Origin of the sequence: Chryseobacterium sp. MYb7 (genome assembly GCF_002979455.1) — a bacterium.
In the GTDB taxonomy this organism is placed as follows: domain Bacteria; phylum Bacteroidota; class Bacteroidia; order Flavobacteriales; family Weeksellaceae; genus Chryseobacterium.
On the sequence record NZ_PCOU01000024.1, the window covers coordinates 46571 to 59216 of the forward strand.

The window sequence follows — 12646 nt, forward strand, 5'->3', positions numbered from 1 at the left end:
TTAACAATTTTTATTCCAAAATATTTCAGAAAGAATATATTTGCATACATTTTGCTGTTTAAATGTAATAATTATTTCATTATGAAAAAGTATATTTCTTTATTGATGATTTTTGGATTCCTGTTCTTTTTTCAAAGTTGTGCATCACAAGGCTCATTAGATCCAAAAACAGTGGACACTTTAGTAAATTCTCAGGAGTTTACATTTCACGCAGAAAGAGCCAATCCTACGAATTATGATGTTATCAATGTCATGAATTCAATGCCTAATGCTACCGCTACAAGAATATTGAATCTGAACGGAGATTATACCATTGATGTCAATAAAAATACTCTGGATGTAGTGCTGCCTTATTTCGGAAGGGTTTTCAACCCATCTTATGGAAATGCCGGAGATAACAGTTACAGATTCACATCAAAAGATTTTACAGTTAATAAAACTCAAAATAAAAAAGGAACATGGACTTTAAAGTTCAAACCGAACGATGTAAGAACCATTGATGAAGTGAATATCGAGATCTTTAAAAATGGTAAAGCTTTCGTTTCTATGAGAAGTAACGACAGACAACCGATCACATATGACGGATATGTTTCAAAAACGGAAGTAAAACCGGAAAAGGAGAAACCTTAATGTCTGTTTTCGTTAGATAGAAACTTTTCTACAAATAATTTTGCTTCAGTGCTTGGATTAGAAACCATCGCTGAAGCATTTTTTTTATGCATATGATATGCCTCTTCTACCGCATTGCTCTTTTTCATCAGGGATAAAATATATTCCTGAACCCAATATTCGAAGCGCTTTTCGGCCTGCTGAACACGTATTTCTTCAAAACGCCCGGTTTTCTTTTTCAGATCAATAAATTCGAAGATGGTATCATACACTTCCTGCAATCCTTCATTAAACAAAGCAGAGCCCAATAAAACAGGAATTTTCCAATCTTTTTCTTTAGGTGGAATAAAGTCTAAGGCTCTTTTTAATTCCAGTCTTGTATTTTTTGCTTTCTGGAGATTGTCCTGATCTACTTTGTTGATGAAAATAAGGTCTACCATTTCCATGATCCCTCTTTTTATCCCCTGAAGCTCGTCTCCGCCACCAATAATTTTAAGAAATAAGAAAACATCGGTAATATCGGCCACAAGAACTTCTGATTGTCCTACTCCCACGGTTTCTATTAAAATATAATCGTAACCTGCGGCTTCGCAGATCATCATCGTTTCAAAAGTAGTATTGGCTACTCCACCCAGAAATCCTGAGCTTGGAGAAGGGCGTATAAATGCGTTTTCTTCTTTGGCCAATTCTTCCATTCTGGTTTTATCACCCAAAATACTTCCTTTATTAATGGCTGAGCTTGGATCTATCGCCAGAACCGCTACTTTTTTGCCTTGAGCAATAACCAATCGTCCGAAATTTTCTATAAAAGTGGATTTTCCGGCTCCGGGAACTCCCGTTACTCCTACCCTCACAGAGTTTCCGGTAAGGGGCATAATCTTCTTAAGAAGCTCTTCTGCCTGTACTCTGTGTTCTGCTTTTTTACTTTCAACCAATGTAATAGCTTTTGCAATCAGGCGTTTGTTTCCTGACTGTATTCCGTCTATTAGCTCTTCTGTAGAAAATTTCATTGATTCAAAATTAATAATTAAAAAGGGAATGGTCAATACTTCGATCATAATGATGATACAAAAGACCTAAATTGTCTTTGTTTGAGATTATCAATTTTTCATGAATTTAATTTTTATTTCTTCTAAATTAAAACTAGAATGCCCTGTATCAACGGCTTAAGGAATTTATTACATTTGTTATATCTCAAAAAGAAGAAACATGAAAAAACTCATCGCTGCGGCTTCGTTTACTGCTATTTTGCTGGTTTCCTGTACGCCGAAAGCTTCTACATCCGCTGCTACTGCAGGAACCTCTACATCTACTGCAGAACAGATTGCTCAGGGGAAAACAATTTTTGAAAACTCCTGTGGAAGATGTCATAAACTTCCGGATCCTACGTCACACAATCCTGTACAATGGGTAGGAATCATGAATTCTATGGCTCCAAAAGCAAAACTGACGGATGAGCAGCACCAATGGGTTTATGATTACATTGTTTCTGTGAAGAAATAACCATCAAACAAAAAAATAGGTATGAAAAAACTTATCTTAAGCGGCATTGCAGTATCAGCATTTCTGGTGTCATGCGGACCAAAAAGTGTGGCTGTAACAGGCCCAAAGTATACCTCATCTGAGCAATTGACACAAGGAAAGACCATTTTTGAGAACTCCTGCGCAAAGTGTCATAAGCTTCCAGAACCAACCAAACATGACGATAAGGGATGGATCAACACTTTAAGCCGAATGGCTCCAAAGGCTAAGCTTACTGATGATCAGCATCAAATGGTGTATGATTATCTGATCTCTATGAATAAAAAATAAGCTTTCTAACGAAAGCTTATTTCTTTTAATTAAGTAACTCAAAAACAGATTATTCTGTCTTTTTTATAGTTCTTGTTCTGGTTACTTTTCCTTTAACCAACTTTTCTCTTTCTTCGATGACTTCAAGGGAAGCGCGGTTATAAGCAAATTTTTTAGCTTCTTTAAGGGTTGCCAAAGCTTGTTTGTATTCAAATTTTCTTTCCTGAAGAAGGGACAGACAGTTCAGGATTTCTGATTTGTCAATTCCTTTTAGCTTTAGAGCAAACTCAATTAATTTTTCTGCTTCTTTGTAATCTTCATTACTCAAAAGACATTCAATGTAATATTTGGGGGTATTGATATTTCCGATATTACTCTGCATGGCTTCATCAAAGTATCTTTTTGCGGTTTCATAGTCCTTCAATTCTTCGGAATACACTCTTCCCATCAGACAAAGACTGTCTGCGTCTTCGGGTTCGTAGGATAAGGCATAGTTCAGCGCATCCATGCACTCAGAAAGATTGAATGGGAAGTAGTCCAGCGCTTCAAAATAATATTTACTTTTAGTTAAGGTCATTTCTGTAGTTTTTGAGTTCATTTTTCAAGGCATTTCTTTGTTTTTTGAATGTCTTGTCTTCGTAATTCTTTTTAAAATCTGTTCCTGAAAATGTACGAACCGGATTTCCGCGCTCTACTTGCATCTGAAGAGACCATGTATCTTTCAGCTTTCTTTCCAATTGTTGAATATAAACAGCCATTACCTTTTCTTTAAGTCTGATAACGGATAGTTTTTTATTCTCCAGCTGTGAACGGGAATCCTGTACAAAAACAGTTTCATTGGTAGGAATATAAGTAGCGCGCACAGCGGTATTCACCTTGTTCACGTTTTGTCCTCCACTCCCCTGACTTCTCGCAGTCTGAAAACGGATATCTTTTTCATTGAAATCAATCATTTTTACATTTTCCAATTCAAAAATTCTGATAAACCAATTGCTTCTTTTGTGCAGTTTTCTGAATGTACTTTTCCCAATCCAGCAAACGCTTCCCAGCCAGCTTTTTAAAAACGAGGACAGTTCTTTTCCTTTTAAAAGAAGGGTTACTGACTTTAATGTCAGGTTTTCATCCCCATTTTCACGATGAATGATTTCGTATTCTATTGTATTTTGTTTTGCCTCTTCAAGAAGGGTCTTCAGAACCTTGGCTACAACCCATTGGCATTCTAAAGGTCCTCTTCCCGAAGTGATCTGTATTAATTTTTCCATTTTTTAATTGAACATTTTAAACCTTATAGGCTTTTGAAACCTATAAGGTTGTAAAGTATGAGATTAATTATTTGTCCATTCTCACAATTCTTGGCTGGAATGTTCCCAGAATATCTACCAATTCGCTCTGTGCATTCATCACTTCGTTAATGTCTTTGTAGGCCATAGGTGCTTCTTCTGCATTCCCGCCCATGAGCGCGATATTTTTCAATTTCAATTCTTTTTTGATATCATGCTGAGTGAAAAGGCTTCTGCATTCTCCTCTTGAATGGGCTCTTCCTGCTCCATGTGAAGCCGAATTCAGGGATTCCGGATTTCCTTTACCACGAACGATAAATCCTTTTGCCGTCATAGATCCCGGGATTATTCCCAATTCATTTTCATTGGCAGGAGTAGCTCCTTTTCGGTGAACAATCACTTCTTTACCGTTATGGATTTCTTTCCATGCAAAGTTGTGATGGTTTTCAATTCTTGCTTTTACTCTTCCACCGACTGCTTTTACCAGCCTTCTGTGAATATCATCATGACACGCTGAAGCATAATCCCCGGCAAGATTCATTGCCGTCCAGTATTCCAGACCAAGGTGGGTACTAAGGTCCAGCCATGCGAAGTTTTGAGCTTCTTTCGGTAACGGACACTGTTCTGTTGCCACTCTTGAATAATACTGTGCGATTTCTGCTCCGAGGCCTCTCGAACCGCTGTGAGAAAGTATTCCCAGATATTTTCCTTTTGGCAGGCCAATTTGTTCATCTTCTTCGGTGATTTCTACTTCTCCGAATTCAACAAAGTGATTTCCTCCGCCTGAGGATCCCATCTGTTTGATGGCTTTTCCCTTCAATCTTCTTAAGATCGGGATCATATCGAATGTATCTCTCTCGAAAATCTCATGATCTATGTGAGATTTATGCATTTCATACATTCCGAATTTTGTATGTTCAGCAAGTGCTTTTTCGTATTTATCTCTTGCTCCTTCAAGATATGAAATGGGTGTATCCAAAATACTGAGGCTCATTCTACAGCCAATATCCATTCCTACTCCGTAGGGGATTACCGCATTTTCCACTGCCAGAACACCTCCTATTGGAAGTCCATATCCGCTGTGGGCATCTGGCATTAATGCTCCCTGAGTAGAAATAGGCAGTTTCAAAGCAGTGTACAACTGATTTTTTGCCTCTTCTGAAATATTGTTTCCAAAAATCTGAAAGGAAGCACGCTGTGAATTCAGCATTCTTTTTTCTGTTTTTTTGGATGAAAGCAGGGTTTCTGCAATTTGTCCGAAGGTGAGATCTTTTTCAAATTCTTCCGGATTCAGCAGGATTTCCTTTAAAAGAGATTTTACGTGATGGATATTTTTCGTTGCAAAATTTCTTTTCATGACTTCCAATGCTACGTTTATGCTTTGGTTATTTGGATATCCCAGTTTTAATATATCTTTTCCTTTTAGTTTTAAATTTCCCATTGTTTTTGTTTTAAATAACAGTTGGACTCATAGGTCCTGTAAGCTTTCTGCAATCTCCGTTGCAGACATTGTGCAGGGTGTATATTTCCTGCTTTTGATAAGTTCTCTTTGATACCTTTCTTTCCATGTATTTGACTTACATAAAATCGTTTTATGCATAATCCCTATTACCTTATGCTGTCCCAAATAGGAATTCAGTGCTGCATATTCTTTTTCCAGCTCCAGATCCAAGGGTTTGTAATGGGTAATCATGTTGGGTTTTACTCTCAGAGTAAATCTCCATGGTTCGGTAAATTTGTAGTAGGTTCCGAATATTTTACGGACAGGACAATAGTCATCCTTCTTTTCAAAGTATTGTCTTTCTTTGTCGGTAAATTCCCATTTTGGATAATTCCAGGAAAATGAAGTAATATACCTGAGCTTCTGTTCTCTTACTACATATATCTTTCTTCCGAACTTTCTTTTCTTTTTTAGAAATTTTCGGTTATCAGAATACATATAGGTATTTATCTTCTTTAAAATTCCTTCGAAAAAATCTCCGTCCCTGGATTGTTTTACATCATCCCTTACGACAAAGAATCTTACAAATCCTTTTTGATAAGGTTTATCTAATGGTATCAACGGAAGATTTCTTCTTATTTTCCAGAGTTCTCTACTACGTTTGTATTTTGTTCTTATCTGCTTTTCTACATCTTTTCTAATTGTTCTTTTTCTGCTTCTTACGCTTCTCAGGCGGAAATGCAGAAGGTTATCATTTTCCATTGTGAACAGAAGTCTGATGTGAGATCATAGAAACTTAATTGTTTTATCTCACACAACTTTTAATCAACTAAAATACTAGTTGAATGGATTAATAATAGACACTAACAGTTTTGAAGAGTAAACCTCATTCTGTATTGTCTTTAATGACACTAAAAAAGATTTCGGGGAAACTTGAAGTTTGAAATATTGCGCAATAAAAAACCCGAAATCTCTACGACTTCGGGTTTTGATATTTCATTGTACTGTTATTCTAAGAATGTACCAAACCGCGAAGCCTTACCACCATAAGTGGCAATCCAACTGTAGAATTCTGTTTTGTATTGAACATTGCTTCGTTGTTTTTTAATTGGTTAAACTTGATTTTCAGGTGCAAATATATACATTTTTCTGATAATCAAAATATTTTTTTCACTTAAGGTGAATAATGCTAAGGAAAATGGCATCAATTACCTTTGTCATTCGTTTTGTATCCAGCGTTTCCAAAGTATCGGTAGGTTCGTGATAATTTTTATTTCTGAAGAAAGAAGTATCGGTGATCATGAGGGCAGGGATATCGAAGTTCCAATAATTCAGATGGTCTGAAAAATCTATTCCGGCTACAAATTTGGGAGCTGAGAATGTTTCTGTTTTGATCTGCCCGGAATCTTTGAAATTTCCTATAAAATTTCTTACAAAAGGGCCTGCTCCACTGATCTTTTTAACTAAAGTAATGAAATCTCCCTGATCACCATATATCCAGGAAAGAACACCTACAGGAAAAGTTTGAGAACCTTTTTCGTCACGGAAATAGCCAATCATTTCTACACTTGCCATTCCATAGACGTCAATTTTGTTGTCTTTTAAATATTTTGCGTGAATATAGCTGCCCATATTTTCGGTTCTGAAATAAGGAGGTTCTTCCAGCGTGTAGGCTACAAGATCTACTCTATAGCTAAGCTTCTGTCCTTTCAACATTCTTGCGAGCTCCAGAAGGGCTGTAACTCCGGTTGCGTTGTCATCTGCTCCCTGCTGGTCTCCGCAAACGTCATAATGAGCACCAATAATGATGCGTTTGGTATTTTCTGTTCCGAAGGAAGTAATGACGTTTTTGTATACTTTCCCCTCTACTTTATATTCCTGGAAAGAGGTACTGTCACTGTAAGCAGCAAAATTCTGATGAATATAGTCTGCGATGGTATTCAGCTGGTCAATATTCTTATGATTCCGGAATTGGGGAGTTTGAGTAAGTGCTGTCAAATGCTTTTTTACCAAAGCAGTGTCTGCTACAACGGGATAGCTTTGTGCCGATAGATTATTCTTCCCCGAACCTATCAGGAAGAAGCATATAACAATAAATAAGCCTACGAGAAGGAATATTTTGTTCCTCGTAGGCTTTATAATTTTTTTCAGATTCATAGTGATGTTTTAATTTCAGTGCTGAAATTAAAGCTTTTATGTTTATTTTTCTAAAAATCTTTCCAGAATTTCCACTGCACATTTCGGAAGGTTGGTTCCGGGTCCGAAAATAAAGTCGGCACCGTTGGCATAAAGGAATTCGTAATCCTGTTGTGGAATTACTCCTCCTACAACAATCGTGATATCATCAGCTCCCAGTTTGGCCAGTTCTTCCACTACCTGCGGAACTAGTGTTTTGTGTCCTGCAGCCAATGAAGAAACACCTAAAATATGAATATCGTTTTCTACAGCCTGTTTAGCTACTTCTTCCGGTGTCTGGAACAATGGTGCAACATCTACGTCAAATCCCATATCAGCAAATGCTGTTGCTACTACTTTTGCTCCTCTGTCGTGCCCGTCCTGTCCCATTTTAGCAACCATTAGTCTTGGGCGGCGTCCTTCTTCTTCTTCAAATTTCTGAGTCAGATTAAGGGCTTTTTCGAAGTATTCGTTTTTACCGGCATTCATTGCGTATACACCTGAGATTGTTTTAATATTTGCTTTATATCTTCCAAAGGTTTCTTCCATAGCATCACTCATCTCACCAAGGGTAACTCTTCTTCTTGCAGCTTCAATACATAATGCCAACAGGTTTCCTTTTCCTGTTTTGGCGCTTTCGCGGATTTCATTCAGGATCTGCTCAACAGCATCGGCATTTCTAACAGTTTTGATGGTATTCAATCTCTCAATCTGCTTTCTGCGAACTTCTGTATTATCAATGTCTAAGATTTCTATCTGATCCTGCTTTAATGAGGATTTGAATGAATTCACTCCGATAATGAATTCTTCACCACTATCAATCTTAGCCTGTTTTTTAGCAGCAGCTTCTTCGATTCTCATTTTTGGAATTCCGGCTTCAATCGCTTTCGTCATTCCTCCTTCCTGCTCTACCTCGTTAATATACCTCATCGCCTCTTCAATCATCTGCTGAGTAAGGCTTTCCACAAGGTTACTACCTCCCATTGGATCTACCACATCACATATTCCGCTTTCCTGCTGAAGAATGATCTGCGTATTTCTTGCAATTTTTGCTGAATAGTCTGTAGGAAGGGCAATAGCTTCATCCAGTGCATTGGTATGGAGAGACTGTGTTCCTCCTAATGCTGAAGACAATGCTTCTATAGCTGTTCTTGTGATATTATTGAAAGGTTCCTGCTCTGTTAAAGACCATCCGGAAGTTTGTGAATGGGTTCTTAATGCCAGAGATTTTGGGTTCTGAGGATTAAACTGTTTTAAAAGGGTTGCCCAAATGTATCTTGCGGCACGCATTTTCGCAATTTCCATGAAATGATTCATCCCGATTGCCCAGAAGAAAGATAGTCTTGGAGCGAAATCGTCAACGTTCATTCCTGCTTTTATTCCTGTTCTTACATATTCCAGGCCATCTGCCAAAGTATAAGCCATTTCTAATACAGGGGTAGCACCTGCTTCCTGCATATGGTATCCGGAAATAGAAATAGAGTTGAATTTTGGAATGTTTTGCGAAGTGTATTCAAAAATATCTGCAATGATCTTCATGGAAGGTGCCGGCGGATAGATGTAGGTATTTCTTACCATGAATTCTTTCAGAATGTCATTTTGAATGGTACCAGACAGTAATTCCTGCTTTACTCCTTGCTCTTCTGCTGCTACGATATAGAAAGACAAGATAGGAAGTACAGCTCCGTTCATGGTCATAGATACTGAAATCTGATCTAATGGAATTTCATTGAAAAGGATTTTCATGTCTTCCACTGAGTCAATAGCCACACCTGCTTTTCCTACGTCTCCTACTACTCTTGAATGGTCAGAATCATATCCTCTGTGTGTTGCAAGGTCAAATGCTACGGAAAGTCCTTTCTGACCTGCGGCAAGGTTTCTTCTGTAGAAAGCATTGGATTCTTCTGCGGTAGAGAATCCTGCATATTGACGGATTGTCCATGGTTTCTGAACATACATGGTGGAATACGGTCCTCTCAGATAGGGTGCAATTCCTGGAGAAGTCTGCGTTAATGATTCATCTTTTACATCTTTTTTTTCATAGGATGATTTGAGTTCAAGTCCGTCTTTTTCAAAATTGTAAATCTCTCTTTCCTGAGCTGATACACTAAAATCCGGTTTTTTCACAGAAATTGTCTTTCGCATTCCAATTATTTTTGTCTCCGTAAAGTTAATTTTTTTGAGCGAAACATGAAACTTATGTTAACGTTCTGTTTCTCTATATTTTATCGAAAGAAAAAGGCCGGACAAATGCCCGGCCTTTCTTATTGGTATATCGTCTGCTTATTTTTTGATAAGCTTCGTATTGTAAGTATTTTTGTCATCTTTGATCGTGATCACATACATACCTTTGATTAATGAAGCAACGTTGATTCTTTGTCCATCAATCTGTCCTTCCTGAGCTAATCTTCCGTCCGCAGTATAGATTTTATAATCTGCTTTTCCTTTCAGATTTTTCACTTCTACGAAAGTATCTGCTGGGTTCGGATAAATTGAAATTTCAGATGATTTTACTCCATTTGTTTCGTTTACGGCAAGCGTTTCAGAAATTTTTACAGGAAGATCCATTACACCTCCAGCACCTGAAGGAATTTCACCACATGTATCTACTAAATCTGAATTTCCATATTTAGTAACAATTCTCATTCTTAAGGTTTTATCTCCCGCATAAGCAGTGGCTGGCACTGTAAAGTTTGATGCTGCTCCCACAGCACTATTTACAGAAACGTTACTACTTCCTAATCCATAAATTTTTTCAGTAGTTTCAAAAACACCATTTCTGTTATAGTCTATCCAAGCATTGATTCTTACCGGTTTTGATGGCATTTGTCCATAAGCACTTGAAATTACTGTTCTAAGATCTAAGCTATATTGAGTTCCCTTTACTAAATTAAGGGTCTTAGCCGGATTTTCACTAAGGTCTTTATAAGATCTGTAAGAACCATCTGTATGAATTACAGTACCATTCAATGATATTTGATATACCGTTGCATAGTCTGAAATTCCGCTATTTAATATACAGTAATCAATACCTGTTTTTAAACCATTCGTTTTAAATGTATAATTATTAGAGAATGTTCCAGGTACAGTATTTACAACGGCTGCAACCTGTACTTCATAATTTGTTTCATCTTCAAGACCTGTTAATACAACTGAGTTCGTTGTACTTGTTGTATTTGACCAACTTGAAGCGCCTTGTTTTCTATAATTAACAGAATACGTTGCACCAGGTACATTATTCCAAGATGCTCTGGCTGTTGTCTTGAATACTTCTGTACTTATGGTTGTAAGCCCGGTAGGAGCTGCCGTTGTAGAAGTAGGTGCATCTGCAACTGTAACCAGAGGAGAAACAGCATAGAAAACGTTACCAATTGCTGAAACTCTCAACTTTATTGGTGTTGTAATAGTATTTGGCATCTGCACTGTAAAGCTACCTGTGTTAGGAGCAGAAGCTACCAAATCTGTCCAGGTTACTCCATTATCAGATGTGTAATCTATTTTTACATTAGGTGAATTATAAGGAGCTGTGTTGGTATTCGCTACTTCCCACTGAATAATGTTATTAGCATTTTTATATAATACTGATGATGTAGTAAGTCCATTAAACTTGAAAGGACCATCATTTCCAATAACTGTATTCACTTCTGAAGAAGACAACATTGGTCTTTGTGCGTTTTGATCCCTTACAGTGATAGCATAACGTACAGTTCTAGGAATATAAGATACGGTCTCCCAATTTGGGTTTGGATTATTTGCTGCATCAGTTTTATTGGTAAGAATACCATTCATTACCAGAGGAAAACTTGGAAAATATCTTCTTCCACTAGCTGTTCCAAAACGGGATCTTGTCAAAGCACCTTGTGTGTTATAACCCCAACCGCTATCTCCAGAGATTGTAGCAAAATCATTGACACTATCATTTTGTTCCCATGTATAATTAAGTGCATCACCTTCTGCATCTGTTGCGGTTGCATCAAGATAATAAGCAGTTCCTTTCGGCACTGTATATGCAGTAAGTGCTCCTATTACAGGTGGTGTATTATTCGTTATATTCTCTGAAGTTCCACATGTTACCCTACCTTCCAAATTTGTTAAAATCTGATCTATAGATTTATAATGGAAATAAGCATCTGAGGACATTTGAACATTATCACTTGTAATTCCAGCGTATCCCATAATGGTAGTTCCTCCTCCAGGCTCTACATTGGCTCCATAACCTTCTGATTTATTTGAGAAAGTGTGATTTCCTCCCAATTGGTGTCCCATTTCATGTGCAACATAGTCTATATCAAAAGAGTCTCCACTTGGAATACTATTGGCAGGTGAAGTAAACCCAGAACCTTTTCCCAGAGGTTCACTAGTTGTTGGGTCGTCACATACACAACCTACACAGCCAGCGTTACCTCCTCCCCCGGATGCACCAAATAAATGCCCTATATCATAGTTTGCATTGGTTACCTGAGCAGTTATAGCATTTTGAAGTTCGAGATTCCAAGCTCCGGCAGATCCAGTAGCTGCTGCAGAATAGGGATCTGTAGCAGGATTTGTATAGATGATACTTGGAAAATCCTGAATAAGTAATTTTATTCCAAAGTCTTTTTGAAATACTCCGTTTACACGGCTCATCGTGTTGTTAATTGCAACCAATGCAGGAGCTCTCTTTTGATCATCTGTAGCTGTAGCTGGTACACCAGCCAAATTCATAAAATATTGAGTATACTCCCCTGTAACAGAAATTGCTAATCTGTAAGTTCTGAATTTTGTACTTGATGGTCTACTGGTGATTCCTACATTAGAAAGATTCTTTTTTCCATTAGCTTCTAATGACTTTAGATCTTTAAAGTTCTTTTCGTCTGTAGAACATTCAAAACCATGTTCACTTTCTGTTCTGTTTGTTTTATAGAAAACACCATAAACCTGCTTATCTGTAGTAATAGGTTCTATGAACTGAAACTTTCCATCTTTGATAATCATAGACTGCATTTCAGTAGGTGCAGTACTGAATCTTACATATTTACCAGGATCATCCACTCCTACTCCAACGTAAGACCCTAACTGATATCTGTCTGCCATAGATTTCTCCATTACAGGATCACTATACACAGCAAATTTTTCAATTTTCCCTTCTGCTGTAGGTAATGAAATAATCACAGCCTGAGCGCCTTTTCCTGTTTCTACAGCATCTTTTAAAATATTCCTAAGAGATTGCAAATCAAACCTGTAAGAATATTGAACTTCTACCTCTTTTCTGATTTGAGAGTTTTTTTGAGAGGTTGGCTCCCACCTCTGTGCATTGAAACTGGATAGCCCAGCAGCTAATGCACAAACTAATAAAATTCTTTTTTTCATA

General features: G+C 37.4%; 11 protein-coding genes. 3 read left to right on the forward strand and 8 right to left on the reverse strand.

All coding sequences use genetic code 11. The features are described 5' to 3' along the window. Nucleotides 1-81 precede the first annotated feature (81 nt). Nucleotides 82-630, forward strand: coding sequence for a DUF4251 domain-containing protein (locus CQ046_RS17490; protein ID WP_105703513.1), 549 nt, complete (start codon nucleotides 82-84; stop codon nucleotides 628-630). On the opposite strand, the gene meaB is transcribed toward CQ046_RS17490, so the two are convergent. After that, on the reverse strand, nucleotides 627-1619 hold the full coding sequence (gene meaB, locus CQ046_RS17495) for a methylmalonyl Co-A mutase-associated GTPase MeaB (protein WP_105703541.1): 993 nt from the start codon (nucleotides 1617-1619) through the stop codon (nucleotides 627-629). The two genes, CQ046_RS17490 and meaB, sit on opposite strands and share 4 nt — an antisense overlap. Nucleotides 1620-1818: 199 nt before the next feature. Here meaB and CQ046_RS17500 point away from each other — a divergent pair, with 199 nt between their 5' ends. Beyond that, entirely contained in the window at nucleotides 1819-2112 is a 294-nt protein-coding gene (locus tag CQ046_RS17500) for a c-type cytochrome (RefSeq protein ID WP_105703514.1), read from the forward strand. 21 nt (nucleotides 2113-2133) lie between these two features. Beyond that, on the forward strand, nucleotides 2134-2421 hold the full coding sequence (locus CQ046_RS17505) for a c-type cytochrome (protein WP_105703515.1): 288 nt from the start codon (nucleotides 2134-2136) through the stop codon (nucleotides 2419-2421). Between the two features lie 49 nt (nucleotides 2422-2470). On the opposite strand, the gene CQ046_RS17510 is transcribed toward CQ046_RS17505, so the two are convergent. The 7 genes from CQ046_RS17510 to CQ046_RS17540 form a co-directional block, all read right to left on the reverse strand. Continuing rightward, nucleotides 2471-2977 (reverse strand): tetratricopeptide repeat protein, encoded by a 507-nt coding sequence (locus tag CQ046_RS17510; protein ID WP_105703542.1) that lies wholly within the window; start codon nucleotides 2975-2977, stop codon nucleotides 2471-2473. Further along, nucleotides 2964-3662 (reverse strand): peptide chain release factor H, encoded by a 699-nt coding sequence (prfH, locus tag CQ046_RS17515; RefSeq protein WP_105703516.1) that lies wholly within the window; start codon nucleotides 3660-3662, stop codon nucleotides 2964-2966. The genes CQ046_RS17510 and prfH overlap by 14 nt, the downstream gene beginning before the upstream one ends. 67 nt (nucleotides 3663-3729) lie before the next feature. Next, nucleotides 3730-5121, reverse strand: a complete 1392-nt coding sequence (locus CQ046_RS17520; protein ID WP_105703517.1) for an RtcB family protein — start codon at nucleotides 5119-5121, stop codon at nucleotides 3730-3732. Nucleotides 5122-5148: 27 nt separating this feature from the next. After that, nucleotides 5149-5883: a hypothetical protein gene (locus CQ046_RS17525; protein ID WP_105703518.1), complete on the reverse strand. Its 735-nt coding sequence runs from the start codon at nucleotides 5881-5883 to the stop codon at nucleotides 5149-5151. Nucleotides 5884-6291: 408 nt separating this feature from the next. Next, nucleotides 6292-7278 (reverse strand): M28 family peptidase, encoded by a 987-nt coding sequence (locus CQ046_RS17530; protein WP_105703519.1) that lies wholly within the window; start codon nucleotides 7276-7278, stop codon nucleotides 6292-6294. Between the two features lie 42 nt (nucleotides 7279-7320). After that, complete coding sequence (gene scpA / locus CQ046_RS17535) at nucleotides 7321-9441, reverse strand: methylmalonyl-CoA mutase (protein WP_105703520.1); 2121 nt, start codon at nucleotides 9439-9441, stop codon at nucleotides 7321-7323. 138 nt (nucleotides 9442-9579) lie between these two features. Beyond that, a complete protein-coding gene (locus CQ046_RS17540) occupies nucleotides 9580-12645 on the reverse strand; it encodes a reprolysin-like metallopeptidase (protein ID WP_105703521.1) in 3066 nt (1021 codons plus the stop codon). Nucleotide 12646 lies beyond the last annotated feature (1 nt).